Genomic DNA, 20,895 nt, shown 5'->3' on the forward strand with positions numbered 1-20,895 from the left:
CAAGATGACCATCAGTCAGGCGGCCCCCGCCGCCGTAAAAATCCTGATCGCCGGCGGCTTCGGCGTCGGCAAGACCACTCTCGTGGGCGCCGTCAGCGAGGTCGCGCCGCTGCGGACCGAGGAGTTCCTCACCAAGGCCAGTATCGGCGTCGACGATCTGGCCGGGATCGGGCAGAAGGACACCACGACCGTGGCCCTGGACTTCGGCCGCATCACGGTCAGTCCCGAGCTGGTCGTCTACCTGTTCGGCACCCCGGGCCAGGAACGCTTCTGGTTCATGTGGAACGACCTGGTCAACGGCGCCCTGGGCGGCGTGGTGATCGCCGACACCCGGCGGCTGGAGACCAGTTTCGCGTCGATCGACTTCTTCGAGAGCCGGGACATCCCGTTCGTCGTCGCGATCAACTGCTTCCACGGCCACAACACCCGTACCCCCGAGGAGATCAGGGCCGCTCTCGACCTCGACCCGCATGTCCCGATGCTCGTCGGCGACGTGCGGGAACGGCATTTCGGCCGCGATGTGCTGCTGGCCCTGGTGGACCACCTGATGAGCCTGCCGGTGGCGGGCTGACGGGCCCCCGCCCTTCCCTTTCCCCTTTCCCCGTTCTGGAGAGATCCGATATGGCAACACCCCTGCGCGTCCTGATCCACGGCGGCGGCATCGGCGGCCTCACGCTGGCCACCGCCCTGGGCCGGCGCGGCCACACCGTCGAGGTCGTGGAACTCCGCGAGGAGCTCGACGCCCTGGGCGTCGGCATCATCCAGCCGTCCAACGCCCTCCACGTCATGCGGGAGATCGGCGTCCTCGACGCCTGCCTGGAGGCGGGCTTCGAGTGGGAGGTCCTCACCATCGCGGACCCGGCCGGCAACACCCTGGCCGCGATCCCGCAGCCGCGCATGGGCGACGCCCCGTCCAACAACGGCATCCCGCGCCCGGCCCTGGCCCAGGTGCTCGGCGCCGCGGCCACCGGGGCCGGCGCGAAGATCCGCTTCGGCGCGACGATCACCGACCTCACGGACGACGGCGAGGGCGTGGACGTCACGCTGTCCGACGGTTCGTCCGGCCGCTGGGACCTGGTCGTCGGCTTCGACGGCATCGGCTCGCCGCTGCGCACCCGGCTGTACGGCGACCGCTACGCCCCGCAGTACACCGGCTTCGCCAACTGGCGGGTCACCGTGCCCCGTCAGGAGCAGGTCCGGGGTGTCGTGATGGGCACCGCGGGCCAGGCCGCGAAGGCGCTGCTGACGCCGATCACGGACGAGCTGATGTACCTGGGCACGGTGTTCGCCGAGGCCGAGGACTTCCGGCCGGACCCGGAGCGGGCGCACGAGCAGCTCAAGGAGCGCCTGCCGATGTTCACCGGCCCGGTCGCCGAGGCGCTGGACCAGGTCACCGGACCGGAGGGGGTCGTCTACTCGCGGATCTCCCAGGTGACCGTCGAGGAGCCCTGGCACGTGGGCCGGGTGGTGCTGGCCGGTGACGCCGCGCACGCCTCCACCCCGCACATCGCGCAGGGCGCGGCGATGGCCGTCGAGGACGCCCAGGTGCTCGCGGAGTCGCTCGACGCCGAGCAGGACCTCGCCACCGCGCTGGACGTCTGGGAGGCCCGCCGCCGCCCGCGCGCCATGTGGGTGCAGGCCATGTCGCGCGCGGTCCTCAAGCAGGAGACGGGCGGGGAGACCACGCCCGAGGAGGACGAGCTGCTGAAGATCGGCATCCCGGGCGCGGCGCACGTGCTGGTGCAGCCGTACTGATCCGTTCGCGAGCGGGCCGTCCGGCACTGCCGGGCGGCCCGTCCGTCGTTTCCGGGGGCGGGCACGGGGCGGGGCGCCCTACGGCACGGCCGCCATGCCGTCGATCTCGACCAGGGCCTGTTCGTCCCAGAGGCGCACCACCCCGATGACGGCCATCGCGGGGTAGTCGCGGCCGGCCAGGCGCCGCCAGATGCGGCCCAGTTCGGCGGCGTGCGCGCGGTAGCCGGGGACGTCGGTGGTGTAGACGGTGACGCGGGCCAGGTCGGCCGGGGAGCCGCCGGCCGCGCGCAGGGCGGTCAGCAGGTTGGTGAGGGCGGTGGTGAACTGCTCGGGCAGGGTGCCGGGGACCAGCTCGCCCCGGGCGTCGAGGGCGGTCTGCCCGGCGAGCAGGACGAGCCGGCCGCCCGTGACGGTGACGGCGTGCGAGAAGCCGGCGGGCGGGGCGAGTTCGGCGGGGTTGATCCGGTGGATCTGGCTCATGCGGAGGGCTCCCGGTCGGCGTACAGCTCCTTGGCGATGACGGTGCGCTGGACCTCGCTGGCCCCTTCGTAGATCCGGGGGGCGCGGACCTCGCGGTAGAGGTGTTCGAGGAGGTGGCCCCGGCGCAGGGCGCGCGCTCCGTGCAGTTGGACGGCGTGGTCCACGACGTACTGCGCGGTCTCGGTGGCGTACAGCTTCGCCATCGCGGCCCGCCGGGGCACGCCCGGCTCCCCCGCGTCGTACGCGGCGGCGGCCGCGTACACGAGGAGCCGGGCGGCCTCGGTGCGGGTGGCCATCTCCGCGACCCGGTGCCCGACGGACTGGAGGTCCTTGAGGGGGCCGCCGAAGGCCGTGCGGGAGGCGGTGTGCTCCAGGGTGGCGTCCAGCGCGGCGCGGGCCATGCCGACGGCGAAGGCCCCGACGCTGGGGCGGAAGAGGTTGAGGGTGTTCATGGCGACCCGGAAGCCCCGGTCCGGTTCTCCGAGGACGTCGTCGGGAGTGACCGGGACGGCGTCGAAGGCGAGGGCCCCGATGGGGTGCGGGGAGAGCATGTCGAGCGCGGTGCCGGTGAGGCCGGGCCGGTCGGCGGGGACGAGGAAGGCGGTCACGCCCCGGGCGCCGGCACCCCGGGTGGTGCGGGCGAAGACCGTGTAGAAGTCGGCCTCCGGCGCGTTGGAGATCCAGCACTTCTCGCCGGTCAGCCGCCAGCCGCCGCCGGGGACGGGCGCGGCGTCCAGGGCGAGGGCCGCCGCGTCGGAGCCCGCGCCGGGCTCGCTGAGCGCGAAGGCGGCGACGGTCCGGCCGGCGCGGACCCCGGGGAGCCAGCGCGACCGCTGCTCCGGGGTGCCCGCCTGCACCACGGGGAAGGTGCCCAGGCCCTGGAGGGCGAGGGCCGTCTCGGCCTCCGTACAGCCGCGGGCCAGCGATTCGCGCAGCAGACAGAGGTCGAGGGCTCCGGAGGAGAACATCCGGTCGAGCAGGCCCAGCTCGCCGAGCGCCGCGACGAGCGGGCGGTTGACATGGCCCGGCTCGCCCCGGTCGGCGATCGGGCGCAGCCGTTCCCCGGCCAGTGTGCGCAGTTCCTCGCAGCGGGCGGTCTGTGCCGGATCGAGCGAGAATGCCGTCATACGGCGCCTCTCCTGTCGCATCCCTTCGAAGGCCGCGTCCGGTCCCCGTGGCGGTGCCGTGCGGCCCCCGGTCCGCTCCTTTTATCGCGGACCGTTGACTACCGTCACCCAAACGATACGCTCCAAGGGCGACAAGGGGGCGATCCTTCATGGACCCGAAGACCTCAGCGCACGTGGACACCTTCGCCGCGGACCATCTGCCGCCCGCCGACGAGTGGCCGGACCTGCTCTTCGACCTGCCCGGACTGGACTACCCGGACCGGCTCAACTGCTCCGCCGAACTCCTGGACCGCACCGTCGAACGCTTCGGCACGGACCGGCCCGCCTTCCGTACGCCGGACGGCACGGTCATGACGTACGGGGAGCTGCGGGACCTCGTCGACCGGATCGCCTGGGTGCTGACCGAGGACCTGGGGATGGTTCCCGGCAACCGGGTGCTGCTGCGCGGCCCGACGACGCCGACGCTGGCCGCCTGCTGGCTGGCGGTGCTCAGGGCCGGCGGCGTCGCCGTCACCGTTCTGGCGCAGCAGCGCGCCGCCGAACTGGCCACGATCGCCTCGATCGCCCGGATCGGCCACGCGCTGTGCGACGCCCGTGCGCTCGACGATCTGGTGCGGGCGGACGTCCCGGGACTGCGGATCACCGCGTACGGGGGCGAGGGCGCGGACGATCTGCTGCGGCTGGCCGAGGACCGGCCCGGACCCTTCCGCCCGGTGGACACGGCGGCCGACGACGTGGCGCTGATCGCGTTCACCTCGGGGACGACCGGCCGGCCCAAGGGGTGCATGCATCTGCACCGCGATGTGCTGGCCGTCGCGGACACCTTCTCGCGGCACGTCCTGCGGCCGGAGCCCGACGACGTCTTCGCGGGCAGTCCGCCGCTCGGTTTCACCTTCGGGCTCGGCGGTCTGGTGCTCTTCCCGCTGCGGGCCGGCGCCTCGGCGCTGCTGCTGGAACAGGCCGGTCCCAAACAACTGCTGCCCGCCCTGGCCGCGCACCGGGTCTCGGTGCTGTTCACCGCGCCGACCGCGTACCGGGTGATGCTGGACCACCTCGACGGACAGGACCTGTCGGCGCTGCGCCGCTGTGTGTCGGCGGGCGAGAACCTGCCGGTGGCGACCTGGCACGCCTGGCACGAGCGGACCGGTCTGCGGATCATCAACGGCATCGGCGCCACCGAGCTGCTGCACATCTTCGTCTCGGCCGCCGACGACGCGATCCGCCCCGGCACCACCGGGCTCCCGGTGCCCGGCTGGCAGGCCAGGGTGGTGGACGAGGACGGGGCCGAGGTACCGGACGGGCAGCCGGGGCTGCTCGCCGTGCGCGGCCCGGTCGGCTGCCGCTATCTCGCCGACCCCCGGCAGCGGGAGTACGTCCAGCACGGCTGGAACCTGACCGGGGACACCTATGTGCGCGACGCGGACGGCTACTTCCGCTACGTGGCCCGCGCCGACGACATGATCATCTCCTCCGGGTACAACATCGCGGGCCCCGAGGTCGAGGACGCGCTGCTGCGCCATCCCGAGGTGGCGGAGGCCGCCGTGGTGGGCCGCCCCGACGAGCTGCGCGGCGCCGTCGTCGTCGCGTACGTCGTCCGCCGGGAGGGCTCCGCGCTCACCGAGGACGCGCTGCGCGCCTTCATGCGCGCGGAGCTGGCCCCGCACAAATGCCCCCGGCTGCTGACGTTCCTGCCGGAGCTGCCCCGTACCGCCACCGGAAAGCTCCAGCGGTTCCGGCTCCGCGAGGGCGAAGCCGGTGCGGGATCCGGCCCGCCCGGACGAGAATGATCGGATGATCGAACCGCATACGCCCCGCTCGCTGATCGTCACCCTCTACGGGGCGTACGGCCGCTCCCCGGGCAACGCCCCGCTGGCCGTGGCGGAACTGGTCCGGCTGCTGGGCGCCGTCGGGGTCGATCCACCGGCCGTGCGGTCCGCCGTCTCGCGGCTGAAGCGGCGCGGACTGCTGACGGCGGCCCGTACGGAGGCCGGCGCGGCCGGGTACGCGCTGTCGGACGACGCCCGGCAGCTGCTGGACGACGGGGACCGGCGGATCTACCGGCACCCCGATCCGCGCGTCGGGGACGGCTGGGTCCTCGCGGTGTTCTCGGTGCCCGAGTCCGAACGCCACAAGCGCCATCTGCTCCGCTCCCGGCTGGCCCGGCTCGGCTTCGGCACGGCCGCGCCGGGGGTGTGGATCGCCCCGGCGGGGCTGTACGAGGAGACCCGGCACACCCTGGAGCGGCTGGAACTCGCGCCCTACGTCGAGCTGTTCCGGGGCACCCACCTGGGGTTCGCGGCCACCGAGGAGTCCGTGGCCCGCTGGTGGGACCTGGACGCGCTGGACGCGCTCCACGCCGCGTTCCTGGCCCGGCACGAACCGGTGCTGCGCGACTGGGAGGGGCGCACGGGCCACGCACCCGAACCGCGCGCGGCCTACCGGGACTATCTGCTGGCGCTGGACTCCTGGCGGCGGGTGCCGTACGCGGACCCGGGGCTTCCGCCGGAGTTGCTGCCGAAGGAGTGGCGGGGCGGGCGGTCGGCGGAGGTCTTCGGCCTGCTCCACGAACGGCTGCGGGACGCGGGGGCGGCGTTCGTCCACGGTTGACAGCGGGGGGGGACCTCCGCGTCGGTCCGCGGATAATCCCGTGCCCCGGCGGCTCCCCCGGCGGCAGAATGCCGAGGCATGACCTGGACCTTCACGCACGACGTCGACGCCTTCCTGACCGCCGCGGGACCCGCGCTGGCCGCCCGCCCCGCCGAGAACACGGTCGTGCTGACCGTCACCGACGCCCTGCGCCGCCACGGTCCCCGCGCCTTCGGCGACCGCGATCCGGTGCTGGGCTGGTGGAGCGGCCCGGACGGGGAGGTGACGGGCACACTCCTCCACACCCCGCCCTACCCCGCCTCGCTGAACGGGCTGCTGCCCCCGCAGGCCCTCGGGCCGCTGATGGACGCCCACGCGCTCACCCATGTCAACGCGGACCGGGAGACGGCCCTGGCGGTGGCCGCGCACTGGCCGGGCCACCGGATCGAGGAGGAGCAGCGCCTGTACCGGCTGGGCGAGTTGGTGCCGCCGTCGCCCGCGCCCCCGGGACGTCCCCGGCTCGCCGCTCCGGCCGACCGGGAGCTGCTGGTCGAGTGGTTCGGGGCGTTCGCCGCCGACATCGGCAGCCCGGACAGCCGGGCCGACCGCCATGCCCAGCGGGTGGACGAGCGGACGGCGGAGGGCCGGCTGACGCTCTGGGAGCACGAGGGCGCACCCGTCTCCATGGCGGGGATCACGCCCCGGATCGCGGGGAGCGCGCGCATCGCCCCGGTCTACACCCCGCCGGAGCACCGCGGCCGGGGCTACGCGGCGGCGGTGACCGCCGAGGCCAGCCGCGCGGCGCTGGCCGCCGGCACGGAGGAGCTGCTGCTCTTCACCGACCTGGCGAACCCGACGAGCAACGGCGTGTACACCCGCATCGGCTACCGCCCGGTCGGTGACCGCCTGGTGGTCGAGGCCCGGCCCAGCGATGACTGAGCCGCCCGAACGGCCCGAGCCGCTCTGGCTGGTCGCGGCGAACGTGGTGCGGTGGCGGCGGTACGGGGAGCTGGGGCGGGAGTTCCGGCCGGGCACGAAGGCGTTCCGGGGCGGGGCGAAGGTCTATGTCGTGGACACCTACGCGGGGATGGGCAGTGAGCAGCTGACCGTGGTGGGGCACGGCCGGCACAACGGGCGGTGGATCACCATCGACACGGGCACCCGCCATCTGCACACCTTCCGGGCGCGGTTGGTGTACTCCCCCGCCGTGATCCGACGCTGCGCGGGCGCACCCGTGCGCACCCGTGAGGAGGCGGCGGAGCTGGCGGAGCGTCTGGAGCGGATCGCGCGGCTGGGCCGGGACACGCACCACGGGGCGCCGCACCCGGACCCGTGCCTCTGCCACTCCTGCGAAGGGCTCAGCCCAGGGTGAGCCGGGGCCGGGGCGCGTCGGTGCGGCCGGTGGGCGGGGTGCGGCTGCCCGCCCGGTACGGCGCGGGCCAGGGCGCGCCCGGTCCGGTGTAGCCCTGTTCGGCCGCCGCGTGGAGCGTCCAGTGCGGGTCGTAGAGATGGGGGCGGGCGAGGGCGCAGAGGTCGGCGCGTCCGGCCAGCAGCAGGGAGTTGACGTCGTCCCAGGAGGAGATCGCCCCGACGGCGATCACGGGCACGCAGAGGGTGTTGCGGATCCGGTCGGCGTACGGGGTCTGGTAGGAGCGCCCGTACTCGGGGCGTTCGTGGGGCACGACCTGGCCGGTGGAGACGTCGATGGCGTCGGCCCCGTGGGCGACGAAGGCGCGGGCGGTCTCCACGGCGTCCTCGGCGCCGGTGCCGCCCTCGGCCCAGTCGGTCGCGGAGATCCGGACGGTCATCGGCCGGTCGTCCGGCCAGACCTCGCGGACCGCGTCGAACACCTCCAGCGGGAAGCGGAGCCGGTTGGCGAGCGGGCCGCCGTAGGCGTCGGTGCGGTGGTTGGTGAGCGGGGAGAGGAAGCCCGAGAGCAGATAGCCGTGCGCGCAGTGCAGTTCGAGGAGGTCGAACCCGGCGGCGTCGGCGCGGCGGGCGGCGGCCGTGAACTGCGCGCGGACGGTGTCGAGCCCGGCCCGGTCCAGGGCCCGCGGGATCTGGTTGACGCCCGGCGCGTACGGCAGCGGTGAGGCGGCGGTCAGGGGCCAGTTCCCGTCGTCGAGGGGCTGGTCGATGCCCTCCCACATGAGTTTGGTGGAGCCCTTGCGGCCGGAGTGGCCGAGCTGGACCCCGATCGCGGTGCCGGGCGAGTCCCGGTGGACGAAGTCGGTGATCCGGCTCCAGGCTGCGGCCTGCTCGTCGGTGTAGAGGCCGGTGCAGCCGGGGGTGATCCGGCCCTCGGGGCTGACGCAGACCATCTCCGTCATGACGAGTCCGGCACCGCCGAGCGCGCGGGCCCCGAGGTGGACGAGGTGGAAGTCGCCGGGGACGCCGTCGGTGGCGGAGTACATGTCCATGGGAGAGACCACGACGCGGTTGCGCAGCTGGAGTCCGCGCAGCCGCAGCGGGGTGAACATCGGCGGGGTCTGCGGCGGGCAGCCGAACTCCTTCTCGACGGCCGCGGTGAACCCGGCGTCGCGCAGCCGCAGATTGTCGTGGGTGACCCGGCGGCTGCGGGTGAGGAGGTTGAAGGCGAACTGCCGGGGCGGCTGGTCGACGTACGTCCCCAGCTCCTCGAACCAGCGCAGGCTGGCCACGGCGGCGCGCTGGGTGGACTCGACGACGGGCCGGCGCTCGGCCTCGTACGCGGCGAGGGCGTCGGGCAGGTCCGGCCGCTCCCGGATGCAGGCGGCCAGCGCGAGGGCGTCCTCGACGGCCAGCTTGGTTCCGGAGCCGATGGAGAAGTGAGCGGTGTGGGCGGCGTCCCCGATGAGGACGGTGTTGCCGTACGACCAGTGTGCGTTGACGACGGTGCGGAAGGTCAGCCAGGAGGAGTGGTGGGAGCGCAGCGGGCGGTGACCGAGCGCGTCCGCGAAGATCGCGGCGCAGCTGCGGATCGACGCGGCCGGGTCGGGGGCGTCGAAGCCGGCCGCGCGCCAGACCTCCTCGCGCATCTCGACGATGACGGTGGAGGCGCCGCCGCCGTCGGGGGTGCGGGCGTAGGGGTAGGCGTGCAGTTGCATCACGCCGTGGGGGGTCTCGGCGATCTCGAAGCGGAAGGCGTTCAGCGAAAAGTCGGCGGCGAGCCAGATGTAGCGGCAGCGGTGCGGGGTGACGCGGGGGCCGAAGTGCTCGGCGTGTGCGTCGCGGGTGAGGCTGTGGACGCCGTCGGCCGCGATCACCAGGTCGTGGGAGGCGGCGAGTTCGGCGGCGGGCGGTGCCTGGGTGCGGAAGCGGAGGCGGACGCCGAGGCCCTGGCAGCGTGCGTGCAGGATCTCCAGGAGCCGGCGGCGGCCGAGCGCGGCGAAGCCGTGGCCGCCGGAGGTCTGGGTGTGGCCGCGGTGGACGATGTCGATGTCGTCCCAGCGGACGAAGGCGCGCTGGAGGGCGGCGTGGACGACGGGGTCGGCGTGCTCGATGCCGCCCAGGGTCTCGTCGGAGAGGACGACGCCGAAGCCGAAGGTGTCGTCCGGGGCGTTGCGCTCCCAGACGGTGATCTCGCGGTCGGGGCCGAGCCGCTTGAGGAGGGCCGCGGCGTAGAGCCCGCCGGGGCCGCCGCCGATGACCGCGATCCGCCGCGGGCCGTCGGGGGCGGTGGGGCCGGTCATCGTCCGCGCCAGGCGGGCGGCCGCTTCTCGGTGAACGCGGCGTGGAACTCGGCGTAGTCCTCGCCGTGCATCAGCAGGGCCTGGGTGGCGGCGTCCATCTCCACGGAGGCGGCCAGCGGCATGTCGAGTTCGGCGGTGAGCAGCGCCTTGGTCTGGGCGAGGGCGAGGGCGGGTCCGTCGGCGAGGCGGCGGGCGAGGGCGGCGGCGCGGGCGTCGGCCTCGCCCTCCTCGGTCAGTTCGCTGATCAGCCCGATCCGTTCGGCCTCGGGGGCGCGGACGGGATCGCCCAGCATGAGGAGGCGGGTGGCGTGGCCGAGGCCGACGACGCGGGGCAGCAGATAGGCCGCGCCCATGTCGCCGCCGGAGAGCCCGACGCGGGTGAAGAGGAAGGCGAAGCGGGTGGTGGGGTCGGCCACCCGGAAGTCCGCGGCCAGGGCCAGCACGGCGCCGGCGCCGGCGGCGGCCCCGTGCAGGGCGGCGACGACGGGGAAGGGGCACTCCCGCAGGGCCCGGACCACCTGCCCGGTCATCCGGTTGAAGTCCAGGAGCAGGGCGGTGTCCATGGCGAGGGTGGCGCCGATGATCTCGTCCACATCGCCGCCGGAACAGAAGCCGCGCCCCTCGCCGGCCAGCACCAGGGCGCGGACCGCGCGCTCCCGGGACAGTTCGGCGAGCAGATCGCGCAGGTCCGCGTAGGCGCCGAAGGTCAGCGCGTTGAGCTTGTCGGGGCGGGCGAGCGTGACGGTGGCGACGCCGTCCCGCGTGGTGACGCGCAGATGGCGCCACTTCTCGGTGCGGGAGGCCGAGCTGGGGAACGGGCTCATGGAGGGGGGACCCTTCGGCCGTCGGGCTGCTGCCTGCCTCTCGAAGCTATCACCGGTACGTGACTTCCGTCACGAGTACGCGATAGACGGGATGCGGGCGGACCCGCGCGGGGCGGGGCGGCCGGGCCGAGGGTGACGAACGTCCCCTTCGCACCGGTCGGGAGGCCCTTGCCCGTGTCGTGGGCGTTCGTAAGGTGGGAGCCATGAAGTCCTGCGCCCCCGGAACGGGCGATTCCAGGAGTGTTCACCCGCCCGAACGGACCCCGCCGTGCCGCCCGACGCCCCCGCCACCACCTGGCGCATCTCCCTGCCGCACTCCGCGGCGGCCGTGCCGATCGCCCGCGCGCTGATCCGCTCGGTCCTCGCGGACCTGGACGCCCCGGCGGACGCCGACACGGCGGAGCTGCTGACGGCGGAGCTGGTCGCCAACGCGGTGGAGCACACCCCGGGGGACGATCCGGTGGAGCTGGTGGTGGAGCTGCTGGAGAGCGTCTGCCAGGTGGAGGTGCACGACGGCGATCCTGCGCCGCCGGGGGACCTCTCCCGCCCGGGTCCCGACTGGATGCCCGATCCCTGGCAGGAGCACGGCCGGGGGCTGCTGCTGATCCGCACGCTCAGCGCGGCCTGCGGGCACCGCGCGACCGAACGCGGCAAGGCGGTCTGGTTCACCCTGCGGGCACCGGCGGGTCCGGCGTCCTGAGCGCGCGGCCGGGTCAGCCGGCCAGCCGGGAGCGGCGGTGCCCGTACCCGGCGTACACCGCCGCGCCGACCGCCAGGAACACCGCGAACTGCACCCAGGTCGCCCAGCCCGTCCCGTACATCAGATAGCCGCAGAAGCCGATGCCGAGCAGCGGGCTCAGCGGATGGAGGGGGACGCGGAAGGCGCCCCGCACCTCGGGGTTGCGGCGGCGCAGCACGATGACCGCGAGATTGACGGCGACCATGGTGGCGAGCGTGCCGATGGTGGTCAGGTTCACCACCACGTCGAGCGAGGCGAAGGCGGCCGGGACGGCGAAGACGACGGCGACGATCCAGGTGTTGGCGACCGGGGTCGCGGTGCGCGGCGAGACCCGCTCGAAGACCCTGGGCACCAGGCCGTCGCGCGACATGGACATCAGGATGCGGGTCTGCCCGTACATCACCGCGAGGACGACCGAGGCGATGGCGACGACCGCGCCGAAGGCGATGATCCCGCCGCCCACGTCCGAGCCGGTGACCTGGTCGACGATCAGCGAGAGAGCGGCGGGCCGGTCCGAGACGGCGTCGGCGCCCAGCGCGCCGATCGCGGCGAGGGCCACCGCGCAGTAGAGCAGCGTCACCAGTCCGATGCAGATCATGATCGCGACGGGGATGTCGCGCCGCGGATTGCGGACCTCCTCCCCGGTGGTGGTGATGGCGTCGAAGCCGATGTACGAGAAGAAGGCCAGCGAGGCTCCGGCGGTGACGCCGCCGGGGCCGTGGGTCAGGAACGGGGTGAGGTTGCCACGTTCGAAGGCCGTGAAGGCGATGGCGCAGAACATGATCAGGACGGCGATCTTGAGGACGGCCATCGCGGCCGTGGCCCCGGCGCTCTCCCGCACACCGCGGACCAGCAGGGTGGCGGCCATCATGATCACGAGAACGGCGGGCAGATTGACCACGCCGCCGTCACCGGGGCCCGCGGAGAGCGCCTGGGGCAGCTGGTGGCCGACGAGGCTGTCGAGCAGTTCGTTGACGTACTGGCTCCAGCCGACGGCCACGGCGGAGACCGACACGCCGTACTCCAGGAGCAGGCACCAGCCGACCAGGAAGGCCAGGCGCTCGCCGAGGGTGGCGTAGGCGTACGAGTAGGAGCTGCCGGAGACCGGGATGGCGCTGCCCAGCTCGGCGAAGGAGAACGCGGTGAACACGCAGGTGACGGCGGCGAGGACGTAGGAGACCACGACGGCGGGTCCGGCCTCGGCGACGCTGTCGGAGAGCCCGACGAAGATGCCGGTGCCGACGACGGCGCCGACCCCGAAGCAGACCAGCTGGAAGAGCCCCATGGTGCGCTTGAGTCCATGGCCCTCCAGGTCGGCGCCGGACTCGGCGATCAGCTGGTGGGGGTCCTTCAGGCGCGGCGGCGGGCCGGGCAGGCGCAGGGGGCTCACGGCGGTGTTCTCATTCTCCGGCGGTGGGGGGGGGCGGGGCGCCGGGAGACGTGGGGTCGGCGCGCACACGGAAGCGGGGTTCGAGCGTGCGAGCCCGAACCCCACCGGCGGCGACCATCCTAGACATATTTGCGCATGTTCACCCCATGAGGTGCATGTTCATGCGGGATGTCCGGGTCAGCGCGTCCCCAGGGTCGCCACCATGACGGCCTTGATCGTGTGCATGCGGTTCTCCGCCTCGTCGAAGACGACGGAGTGCGCGGACTCGAAGACCTCGTCGCTGACCTCCAGCTCGGCCAGTCCGTAGCGGTCGTGGATCTCTCGCCCGACCTTGGTGCCGAGGTCGTGGAAGGCCGGGAGGCAGTGGAGGAACTTGACGTCGTCGTTGCCGGTGGCCCGCAGGACGTCCATGGTGACGGCGTACGGCGCGAGGGCGGCGATGCGCTCGGCCCAGATCTCCTTGGGCTCGCCCATGGAGACCCAGACATCGGTGGCGACGAAGTCGGCGTCGCGCACGCCCTCGGCGACGTCCTCGGTGAGCGTGACGGTCGCCCCGCTGCTCGCGGCCAGCTCGCGCGCCCGGTCCACGACGGCGTCGGCGGGCCAGTAGGCCTTCGGCGCGACGATGCGCACGTCCATGCCGAGCAGGGCGCCGGTGACCAGGTACGAGTTGCCCATGTTGAAGCGGGCGTCGCCGAGGTAGGCGAAGGCGGTGCGCTCCAGCGGCTTGGCGCAGTGCTCGGTCATCGTGAGGACGTCGGCCAGCATCTGCGTGGGGTGCCAGTCGTCGGTGAGCCCGTTGAAGACGGGGACGCCGGCGTGCGCGGCCAGCTCCTCGACGGCCTGCTGACTGTCGCCGCGGTACTCGATCGCGTCGAACATCCGGCCGAGGACCCGGGCGGTGTCCTTCACGGACTCCTTGTGCCCCACCTGCGAACCGGAGGGGTCGAGGTACGTCGTGGAGGCGCCCTGGTCCGCGGCGGCGACCTCGAAGGCGCAGCGGGTGCGGGTCGAGGTCTTCTCGAAGATGAGCGCGATGTTCCTGCCGCGCAGGTGCTGGGTCTCGGTCCCCGCCTTCTTGGCGGCCTTGAGCTCGGCGGCCAGACCGATCAGGCCGCGGAACTCCTCGGCCGTGAAGTCCAGCTCCTTGAGGAAGTGGCGGCCTGCGAGGTCTATGGCCATGGTGACTGCTCCTGGGTCGGGCGGGGGGACGCATACGGTAACCCTGGAAGTCTATACGACGCAATGCATCGATATACAGGGCCCGTGCGGACATCCCCTCCCCGCCCCGGACCACCGGCGTCCGCCCCTCCCCTCCCCCGGCTACACGGGGCCGCGTTCCACCGGACAGCTCATACAGCGGGGGCCGCCCCGGCCCCGGCCCAGTTCGCTGCCGGGGATCTCGATGACCTCGATGCCCTCCTTGCGCAGATACGTGTTGGTGGTCGCGTTGCGCTCGTACGCCACGACGACACCCGGTTCGACCGCCAGCACGTTGCAGCCGTCGTCCCACTGCTCGCGCTCGGCGGCGTGCACGTCCTGGGTGGCGGTCAGGACGCGGATCGCGTCCAGCCCCAGCGCGTCCGCGATCGCCCGGTGCATGTGCTCGGGCGGATGGTCGGTGACCCTGAGGTCCCGGGGGCCCTCGCCCGGCTCGATCGTGTACGAGCGGAGCATCCCGAGGCCCGCGTACTGGGTGAAGGTGTCCCCGTCGACCATCGTCATCACGGTGTCCAGGTGCATGAACGCCCGGCTCTTCGGCATGTCCAGTGCCACGATCGTCCGCGCGGACCCGGCGTCGAAGAGGCCCCGCGCCAGCATCTCCACCGCCTGCGGGGTGGTCCGCTCGCTCATCCCGATGAGCACGGCGCCCCGGCCGATGACCAGCACGTCACCGCCCTCGATCGTGGACGGGTAGTCGTCCTGCCCCTCCGACCAGTGGTGGAAGGGTCCCGCGTCGGGGCCGGTGAACAGCGGATGGTGGCGGTAGATGGCCTCGAAGTGCACAGTCTCGCGCTGCCTGGCCGGCCAGCGCATGGCGTTGATGGAGACCCCGTCGTAGATCCAGGCCGAGGTGTCGCGCGTGAACAGGTGGTTGGGCAGCGGACCGAGCAGGAAGTCGTCGAGGTCCATGACGTGGAAGCGCACCGAGACCGGCTCCGGGCAGCGCTCCAGGAACTCCCGCTTCGTCATCCCCCCGACCAGCGCCGCGCCCAGTTCGGACGCGGGCAACTCCTCGAAGGCGGCGCGCAGATGCTCGGTGGCGAGCGGACCGTACTCCTTCTCGTCGAAGACCCGGTCCAGCACCAGCCGGCGGGCCACCGGGATCTCCAGCGCCTCCTGGAGGAGGTCACCGAAGAGATGCACCTCCACGCCCCGGTCCCGCAGCACGTCCGCGAAACCGTCGTGCTCCTGGCGGGCGCGGCGCACCCAGAGCACGTCGTCGAAGAGGAGCGCGTCCTTGTTGCGCGGGGTGAGCCGCTTCAGTTCCAGATCGGGGCGGTGCAGGATGACGCGGCGCAGCCGCCCGGCCTCGGAGTCGACATGGAATCCCATGCCCTCATCCTCACCGCGCGGGGCACCGTTCACCCGGCGAATCGCCCTCGGGTTCCGCCGCCGGTCCGAGCCGGGGGCGGAACCCGAGGACGCTACAGCCGCGGGTCCACCGGCTCCGACTCCAGGGCCAGCACGGCGAACACCGCCTCGTGGACCCGCCACAGCGGCTCCCCGTCGGCCAGCCGGTCCAGGGCCTCCAGGCCGAGCGCGTACTCGCGGAGGGCGAGCGAACGCTTGTGGCCGAGGAAACGGCCGCGCAGCCGCTCCAGGTTCTCCGGCCGGGTGTACTCGGGGCCGTAGATGATCCGCAGGTACTCCCTGCCGCGCACCTTGACCCCGGGCTGCACCAGCCGGTCCCTGCCGTCGCGGACGAGCGCGCCGAGCGGTTTGACGACCATGCCCTCGCCGCCCCGGCCGGTCATCTCCAGCCACCAGTCGACACCGGCCCGCACCGACGCCTCGTCGCCCGTGTCGACGACGAGCCGGCGGGTGACCTGGAGCAGTCCGGTCGGGTCGTGCTCCACCAGCCGGTCCAGCCAGGCCAGCTGCTCGTCGTGCGGAACGGAGGCGAGCGAACGGCCCCGCACCGCGAGGATCTGGAACGGTGCCAGACGCACCCCGTCCAGCCCCTCGGTGCTCCAGCAGTAGCGGCGGTAGGCCTCGGTGAACGCGGCGGCGTCCTCGGCCCGGCCGGCCTGCCGGTCCGCGAGCGCGCCCACGTCGACGCCCCGGGCGGCCGCCGCGGCGAGCGCCCCGCCCACCACGGGCAGCACGGCGCCGGAGGCGGCGCCGACCGCCGCGTACTGCGAGCGGAGCAGGCCGGCCGCCTTCAGCGACCAGGGCATCAGCTCGGCGTCGAGCAGCACCCAGTCGGTGTCCCACTCCTCCCACAGACCGGCGGCGGTGACGGCCGCGCGCAGCCGGTCCAGCACCTCCTCGGTGAGCGCGGGGTCGTCCAGGAACGGCCGGCCGGTGCGGGTGTACAGCGCGCCCGTGGGGCCGTCGCCGTCCGTCCCGCCGATCCCGAAGCGCTCCCGGGCGGCGGCCGCGTCCTTGCAGACCAGGGCGACGGCACGGGAGCCCATGTGCTTCTCCTCGCACACGACGCGGTCCACGCCGTCCGCCCGGTACTGCGCGAACGCCTCGGCCGGGTGCTCCAGATAGCCCTCCTCGTGCGAGGTGGCGGTCGGCGCCATGGTCGGCGGCAGGTAGGCCAGCAGCCGGGGGTCGACGGCGAACCGGCTCATGACCTCCAGGGCCGCCGCCGCGTTCTCCTCGCGGACGGCGACGCGCCCCAGGTGCCGGGTCTCCACGACGCGGCGGCCCTGCACGTCGCCGAGGTCCAGCGGACGGCCCTCCCGGCTGCCCGGCGCCTCGGTGGCCAGCGGCTTCGCCGGCTCGTACCAGACCCGCTCGGCCGGTACGTCGACGAGCTCGCGCTCCGGCCAGCGCAGCGCGGTCATCTTCCCGCCGAACACCGCTCCGGTGTCCAGGCAGATGGTGTTGTTGATCCAGGACGTGCTGGGCACCGGGGTGTGGCCGTAGACGACCGTGGCGCTGCCCCGGTAGTCCTCGGCCCACGGGTAGCGCACCGGCAGCCCGAAGGCGTCGGTCTCACCGGTGGTGTCGCCGTACAGCGCGTGCGAGCGGACCCGGCCGGAGGTGCGGCCGTGGTACTTCTCGGGCAGCCCGGCGTGGCAGACGACCAGCCGTCCGCCGTCCAGCACGTAGTGGCTGACCAGTCCGTCGATGAACGTCGCGACGCGCCCGCGGAACTCCGGGTCCTCCTTGTCCACGCGCTCCAGCTGCTCGACGGTCTCGGCGAGGCCGTGCGTCTGCTGGACCTTGCGGCCCTTGAGGTAGCGGCCGAGCTTGTTCTCGTGGTTGCCGGGCACGCACAGCGCATGGCCGTCGGCCACCATCGACATGACCCTGCGCAGCACCCCGGGGCTGTCGGGGCCCCGGTCGACGAGGTCGCCGACGAACACGGCGGTCCGCCCCTCGGGGTGCGCGCCGTCCACGTAGCCGAGCCTGCCGAGCAGGGTCTCCAGCTCGGAGGCGCAGCCGTGGACGTCGCCGATGATGTCGAACGGGCCGGTGAGGTGGCGCAGGTCGTTGTAGCGGCGCTCCAGCACCACCCGGGCGTGCTCGGCCTCCTCCTCGGTGCGCAGGACGTGCACCTTGCGGAAGCCCTCGCGCTCCAGGCCGCGCAACGAGCGGCGCAGCTCGCGGCGGTGGCGCTGGACCACGTGCCGGGGCATTCCGGCCCGGTCGGGGCGCTCGGCGTTGCGGGCCTGGCAGACCTCCTCCGGCAGGTCGAGGACGATCGCGATGGGCAGCACGTCGTGCTCCCTGGCCAGCGACACGAGCCGGCGGCGGGCCTCCGACTGCACGTTGGTGGCGTCCACGACGGTCAGCCGGCCGGCGGCCAGCCGCTTGCCCGCGATGTAGTGCAGGACGTCGAAGGCGTCCCGGCTGGCGCTCTGGTCGTTCTCGTCGTCGGCGACCAGACCGCGGCAGAAGTCCGAGGAGATGACCTCGGTCGGCTTGAACTGCCTGCGGGCGAAGGTGGACTTGCCGGATCCGCTCGCGCCGATGAGGACGACGAGGGAGAGGTCGGTGACCGGAAGGACGCGACCGGCGTCCTCGCCGCCGGTACTCGTACGGGTGGTGCTGGTGGTGCTCATGCGGCGTCCGCCTCCTTCTCGGTCGTGTCGGTCGTGTCGGTCCTGCCGGTGCTTCCCCGGGGGGATGCCGTCGTGGTGAAGACAGCCATCTGGGTGGGCGGGCCGACCTCGGGGTCGTCGTCGCCGACGGGTACGAACTCCACGCCGTACCCGTAACGGCCCGCCACGCGCTCCGCCCATGCGCGGAACTCGGCGCGGGTCCATTCGAAACGGTGGTCGCCGTGCCGGGTGTGCCCGGCCGGGAGGGTCTCCCAGCGGACGTTGTACTCGACGTTCGGCGTGGTCACGAGCACGGTACGGGGACGGGCCGCGCCGAACACCGCGTACTCCAGGGCGGGCAGCCTCGGCAGGTCCACATGCTCGACGACCTCACTGAGCACCGCCGCGTCGTACCCCGCGAGCCGCTTGTCCGTGTACGCGAGGGAGCCCTGCCGGAGGGTGACCCGGGAGGCCTGGCGCTCGCCCATCCGCTCCAGCCGGAGCCGGCGCGAGGCGATGGTGAGGGCGCGCATCGAGACGTCGACGCCCACGATCTCCGTGTACCGGGGGTCCTTGAGCAGGGCCTGCACCAACTGGCCCTGGCCGCAGCCCAGGTCGAGCACACGGCTCGCCCCGGCCGCGGTCAGCGCCGCCAGGATGGCGTCCCGGCGCCGCACCGCGAGCGGGACCGGCCGCTCCTCGGTGTCGGCGGTCTCGTCGACGGCGTTGTCGATGCTCTCGACGGCCAGGTCGTCGGACTCGGCGAGCCGGACCAGCTCCAGGCGCTCCATCGCCTGCCGGGCCAGTCCCCGGCGCCGGGAGAGATAGCGGCTGGTGATCAGCTTCTGCTCCGGGTGGTCGGCCAGCCAGCCCTCGCCCGCCCGCAGCAGCTTGTCGACCTCGTCCGGCGCCACCCAGTAGTGCTTGGCGTCGTCGAGCACGGGCAGCAGCACATACAGCTGGCGCAGCGCGTCGGCGAGCCGCAACTCGCCCTCCAGCACCAGCTGTACGTACCGCGAGTCGCCCCACTCGGGGAACCGCTCGTCCAGCGGCACGGGCCGCGCCTGAACGCCCGACCAGCCCAGCGGACCGAAGAGCTTGCGCACCAGCTCGGCACCACCACGGGCCGGCAGGGCGGGCACCTCGATCCGCAGCGGCATCGGCGCCGCCGCCCGCTCCGGCATCGCCTTGCAGTCACCGCGCAGCGCGGACTTGAAGGTGACGCTCATCGCGGTGGACAGCAGCGAGGACGCCGCGTAGGGGCGGTCGTTGACGTACTGCGCGAGCGCCGCGTCGGGCGCTCCTCCCCGGCCCTTGCCCTTGCCGCGCCGCACCAGCGCCACCGGATCCACCTCCAGCAGCAGTGCGGCCGTGCACCGCTCCGCGGACGCTTCGGGATAGAAGACGTGCGCGACGCCGTGCGAGGTGGAGAACGTCTGCGCCTTCTCGGGATGCTTGTGCAGCAGGAAGCCGAGATCGGTGGCGGGACGCTCCGGGGTGCCGGTGGTACTGATCGTCAGGAACACCCGTCCGAGTATGCTGCGCCCCCTCCCCCGTCACCAGGCAATTTCCTCCGTGCGTCTAGGGTTCGGCCCATGACTGAGCGACGCTCCCTCCTCGGCGGTTCGGTGTTCGAGGAACAGATCGGATACGCCCGCGCCGTGATCGACGGCGACTGGGTCCATGTCTCCGGGACGACCGGATTCGACTACGCCACCATGGCCATCTCCGACGACGTGGTCGAACAGGCCGAACAGTGCCTGCGCACCATCGGGGCAGCCCTGTCCGAGGCGGGATGCGCCTTCGCCGACGTGGTGCGGGTCCGCTACCTCCTGCCCGAACGCGCCGACTTCGAGCCCTGCTGGCCCGTGCTGCGCCGCACCTTCGGCGAGGTCCGTCCCGCCGCCACCATGCTCGTCTGCGGCCTCGCCGATCCCCGGATGAAGATCGAGATCGAGGTCACCGCCCGACGCCGCCCCGTCTGAGGGCCGCCCGCCGCCGGGACCCGCCCCCGCCTCCTCCCCGTCCGCGACCGGCGCACCCCGGCACACCGCCCCCGTCACGGCGGAGCACCCGCTGGCCCATCTCGCGAGAAGGAGCCACCACGATCCCGCGTGGGTCCCACCGCTGAGCGGTGGTTGACCGCCGCGTCCGGCGCTACCGCCCCGTCAGCGAGGCGATCGCCTCGGGCCCCACGCGGCAGCAGCCGCCGATCAGGCGGGCGCCGGCCTCCCGCCAGGCCGGCAGCAGGTCCGGGGCGAAGGTGGTGGCCCCGGTCCAGGCCGAGCGGCGGGGGTCCCAGCGCTCGCCGCTGTTGGGGTAGGCGACGGCGGGCTTGCCGGTCGTCGCGACGGCGAGGCGGACGGCCGCGGCGACGTCGCGGGGGTCGCAGCAGTTCACCCCGACGGCCACCACCTGGTCGTTGTCCGCGGCCGGGGCGAAGGCCTCCGCGAGGGGCTGCCCGGCCCGGGTCCGGTCCCCGTCCACCGTGCAGGAGAGCCAGACGGGCAGACCGCACCCCTCCACCGCGCGCAGCAGCGCCCGTGCCTCGTCCGCGTCCGGCACCGTCTCCAGTGCCAGGACATCGGGCCCCGCCGCGGCCAGGGCCTCCACACGGGGGCGGTGGAAACGCTCCAGCTCCCGGACCGTGAGGCCGTAGCGTCCCCGGTACTCCGAGCCGTCGGCCAGCACCGCCCCGTACGGGCCGACCGACGCCGCCACCCAGACGTCCTCGGCGGTCGCCCCGGCCGCCCGGCGGGCCAGCTCCACACTCCGGGCGAAGAGACCGGCGGCGCGGGCGGGACCGATCCCGCGCCGCAGGAACCCCTCGAAGCTCGCCTGGTAGCTGGCGGTGATGAGCACCCGTGCGCCCGCCCGCACATAGGCGGTGTGGGCCGCCTCGATCTGCTCGGGCCCGTCGGCGAGCAGCCGGGCCGACCACAGCGCGTCGGACAGATCGCAGCCCTGCGCCTCCAGCTGGTTGGAGAGCCCGCCGTCCAGCAGGACCGTCCCCGCCGCCAGCGCCGCGGCGAGCGGGCGGACCGGGCCCGCGGGAGGGGGATCGCCGGACGGACCGGGGGCGGGTGGCACGGGTCGCTCCT

General features: G+C 73.6%; 18 protein-coding genes. 8 read left to right on the plus strand and 10 right to left on the minus strand.

Annotated elements, in window-relative coordinates:
* Positions 1-4 precede the first annotated feature (4 nt).
* On the plus strand, positions 5-571 hold the full coding sequence (locus tag ACFVDM_RS21775; protein WP_383642320.1) for an ATP/GTP-binding protein: 567 nt from the start codon (positions 5-7) through the stop codon (positions 569-571).
* Between the two features lie 50 nt (positions 572-621).
* Positions 622-1,755 carry an FAD-dependent monooxygenase gene (locus tag ACFVDM_RS21780; protein WP_383642323.1) on the plus strand — a complete coding sequence of 378 codons (1,134 nt, stop codon included), beginning with the start codon at positions 622-624 and terminating at the stop codon, positions 1,753-1,755.
* Positions 1,756-1,833: 78 nt separating this feature from the next.
* Here the strand turns inward: ACFVDM_RS21780 and ACFVDM_RS21785 are convergent, their stop codons facing one another.
* Entirely contained in the window at positions 1,834-2,235 is a 402-nt protein-coding gene (locus tag ACFVDM_RS21785; RefSeq protein WP_383642326.1) for a RidA family protein, read from the minus strand.
* Positions 2,232-3,362, minus strand: coding sequence for an acyl-CoA dehydrogenase family protein (locus tag ACFVDM_RS21790; protein WP_383642329.1), 1,131 nt, complete (start codon positions 3,360-3,362; stop codon positions 2,232-2,234). The genes ACFVDM_RS21785 and ACFVDM_RS21790 overlap by 4 nt, the downstream gene beginning before the upstream one ends.
* Positions 3,363-3,511: 149 nt before the next feature.
* Here ACFVDM_RS21790 and ACFVDM_RS21795 point away from each other — a divergent pair, with 149 nt between their 5' ends.
* The 4 genes from ACFVDM_RS21795 to ACFVDM_RS21810 all read left to right on the plus strand — a co-directional run bounded on the left by ACFVDM_RS21795 (position 3,512) and on the right by ACFVDM_RS21810 (position 7,320).
* Positions 3,512-5,149, plus strand: a complete 1,638-nt coding sequence (locus ACFVDM_RS21795) for an AMP-binding protein (RefSeq protein ID WP_383642332.1) — start codon at positions 3,512-3,514, stop codon at positions 5,147-5,149.
* Between the two features lie 4 nt (positions 5,150-5,153).
* Entirely contained in the window at positions 5,154-5,969 is an 816-nt protein-coding gene (locus tag ACFVDM_RS21800; protein ID WP_383642335.1) for a PaaX family transcriptional regulator C-terminal domain-containing protein, read from the plus strand.
* Between the two features lie 78 nt (positions 5,970-6,047).
* Complete coding sequence (locus ACFVDM_RS21805; protein WP_383642338.1) at positions 6,048-6,887, plus strand: GNAT family N-acetyltransferase; 840 nt, start codon at positions 6,048-6,050, stop codon at positions 6,885-6,887.
* Positions 6,880-7,320, plus strand: a complete 441-nt coding sequence (locus ACFVDM_RS21810) for a hypothetical protein (RefSeq protein WP_383642341.1) — start codon at positions 6,880-6,882, stop codon at positions 7,318-7,320. The genes ACFVDM_RS21805 and ACFVDM_RS21810 overlap by 8 nt, the downstream gene beginning before the upstream one ends.
* On the opposite strand, the gene ACFVDM_RS21815 is transcribed toward ACFVDM_RS21810, so the two are convergent.
* Entirely contained in the window at positions 7,307-9,619 is a 2,313-nt protein-coding gene (locus ACFVDM_RS21815) for a bifunctional salicylyl-CoA 5-hydroxylase/oxidoreductase (protein ID WP_383642344.1), read from the minus strand. The two genes, ACFVDM_RS21810 and ACFVDM_RS21815, sit on opposite strands and share 14 nt — an antisense overlap.
* The gene (locus tag ACFVDM_RS21820) at positions 9,616-10,443 is read right to left on the minus strand and encodes an enoyl-CoA hydratase family protein (protein WP_383642347.1); all 828 of its coding nucleotides are present in this window, start codon (positions 10,441-10,443) and stop codon (positions 9,616-9,618) included. Before ACFVDM_RS21820 ends, ACFVDM_RS21815 begins: the two co-directional genes overlap by 4 nt.
* Before the next feature lie 268 nt (positions 10,444-10,711).
* Between ACFVDM_RS21820 and ACFVDM_RS21825 the strand changes: the two genes are divergently transcribed.
* A complete protein-coding gene (locus tag ACFVDM_RS21825; RefSeq protein WP_383642350.1) occupies positions 10,712-11,143 on the plus strand; it encodes an ATP-binding protein in 432 nt (143 codons plus the stop codon).
* Positions 11,144-11,156: 13 nt separating this feature from the next.
* Here the strand turns inward: ACFVDM_RS21825 and ACFVDM_RS21830 are convergent, their stop codons facing one another.
* The 5 genes from ACFVDM_RS21830 to ACFVDM_RS21850 all read right to left on the minus strand — a co-directional run bounded on the left by ACFVDM_RS21830 (position 11,157) and on the right by ACFVDM_RS21850 (position 19,320).
* Entirely contained in the window at positions 11,157-12,572 is a 1,416-nt protein-coding gene (locus ACFVDM_RS21830; protein ID WP_383642353.1) for an amino acid permease, read from the minus strand.
* 177 nt (positions 12,573-12,749) lie between these two features.
* The gene (gene argF / locus ACFVDM_RS21835; RefSeq protein ID WP_383642356.1) at positions 12,750-13,754 is read right to left on the minus strand and encodes an ornithine carbamoyltransferase; all 1,005 of its coding nucleotides are present in this window, start codon (positions 13,752-13,754) and stop codon (positions 12,750-12,752) included.
* Positions 13,755-13,895: 141 nt separating this feature from the next.
* On the minus strand, positions 13,896-15,128 hold the full coding sequence (locus tag ACFVDM_RS21840) for an arginine deiminase (RefSeq protein ID WP_383642359.1): 1,233 nt from the start codon (positions 15,126-15,128) through the stop codon (positions 13,896-13,898).
* Between the two features lie 92 nt (positions 15,129-15,220).
* Positions 15,221-17,815, minus strand: a complete 2,595-nt coding sequence (locus tag ACFVDM_RS21845) for a polynucleotide kinase-phosphatase (protein WP_383642362.1) — start codon at positions 17,813-17,815, stop codon at positions 15,221-15,223.
* A complete protein-coding gene (locus ACFVDM_RS21850; RefSeq protein WP_383642365.1) occupies positions 17,812-19,320 on the minus strand; it encodes a 3' terminal RNA ribose 2'-O-methyltransferase Hen1 in 1,509 nt (502 codons plus the stop codon). The genes ACFVDM_RS21845 and ACFVDM_RS21850 overlap by 4 nt, the downstream gene beginning before the upstream one ends.
* A 69-nt stretch (positions 19,321-19,389) precedes the next feature.
* Here ACFVDM_RS21850 and ACFVDM_RS21855 point away from each other — a divergent pair, with 69 nt between their 5' ends.
* Positions 19,390-19,779: a RidA family protein gene (locus ACFVDM_RS21855; RefSeq protein ID WP_383642368.1), complete on the plus strand. Its 390-nt coding sequence runs from the start codon at positions 19,390-19,392 to the stop codon at positions 19,777-19,779.
* A gap of 172 nt (positions 19,780-19,951) precedes the next feature.
* On the opposite strand, the gene mmuM is transcribed toward ACFVDM_RS21855, so the two are convergent.
* On the minus strand, positions 19,952-20,884 hold the full coding sequence (mmuM, locus tag ACFVDM_RS21860) for a homocysteine S-methyltransferase (RefSeq protein WP_383642371.1): 933 nt from the start codon (positions 20,882-20,884) through the stop codon (positions 19,952-19,954).
* Positions 20,885-20,895: the final 11 nt, after the last annotated feature.

The sequence above is a fragment of the Streptomyces sp. NPDC057682 genome (assembly GCF_042799575.1).
GTDB lineage: Bacteria > Actinomycetota > Actinomycetes > Streptomycetales > Streptomycetaceae > Streptomyces.

Excerpts from the sequence above, each read along its gene's own strand:
- ACFVDM_RS21775 (WP_383642320.1), top strand. The coding sequence starts at position 5 with ATGACCATCAGTCAGGCGGCCCCCGCCGCCGTAAAAATCCTGATCGCC.
- ACFVDM_RS21780 (WP_383642323.1), top strand. The coding sequence starts at position 622 with ATGGCAACACCCCTGCGCGTCCTGATCCACGGCGGCGGCATCGGCGGC.
- ACFVDM_RS21785 (WP_383642326.1), bottom strand. The coding sequence starts at position 2,235 with ATGAGCCAGATCCACCGGATCAACCCCGCCGAACTCGCCCCGCCCGCC.
- ACFVDM_RS21790 (WP_383642329.1), bottom strand. The coding sequence starts at position 3,362 with ATGACGGCATTCTCGCTCGATCCGGCACAGACCGCCCGCTGCGAGGAA.
- ACFVDM_RS21795 (WP_383642332.1), top strand. The coding sequence starts at position 3,512 with ATGGACCCGAAGACCTCAGCGCACGTGGACACCTTCGCCGCGGACCAT.
- ACFVDM_RS21800 (WP_383642335.1), top strand. The coding sequence starts at position 5,154 with ATGATCGAACCGCATACGCCCCGCTCGCTGATCGTCACCCTCTACGGG.
- ACFVDM_RS21805 (WP_383642338.1), top strand. The coding sequence starts at position 6,048 with ATGACCTGGACCTTCACGCACGACGTCGACGCCTTCCTGACCGCCGCG.
- ACFVDM_RS21810 (WP_383642341.1), top strand. The coding sequence starts at position 6,880 with ATGACTGAGCCGCCCGAACGGCCCGAGCCGCTCTGGCTGGTCGCGGCG.
- ACFVDM_RS21815 (WP_383642344.1), bottom strand. The coding sequence starts at position 9,619 with ATGACCGGCCCCACCGCCCCCGACGGCCCGCGGCGGATCGCGGTCATC.
- ACFVDM_RS21820 (WP_383642347.1), bottom strand. The coding sequence starts at position 10,443 with ATGAGCCCGTTCCCCAGCTCGGCCTCCCGCACCGAGAAGTGGCGCCAT.
- argF (WP_383642356.1), bottom strand. The coding sequence starts at position 13,754 with ATGGCCATAGACCTCGCAGGCCGCCACTTCCTCAAGGAGCTGGACTTC.
- ACFVDM_RS21840 (WP_383642359.1), bottom strand. The coding sequence starts at position 15,128 with ATGGGATTCCATGTCGACTCCGAGGCCGGGCGGCTGCGCCGCGTCATC.
- ACFVDM_RS21845 (WP_383642362.1), bottom strand. The coding sequence starts at position 17,815 with ATGAGCACCACCAGCACCACCCGTACGAGTACCGGCGGCGAGGACGCC.
- ACFVDM_RS21855 (WP_383642368.1), top strand. The coding sequence starts at position 19,390 with ATGACTGAGCGACGCTCCCTCCTCGGCGGTTCGGTGTTCGAGGAACAG.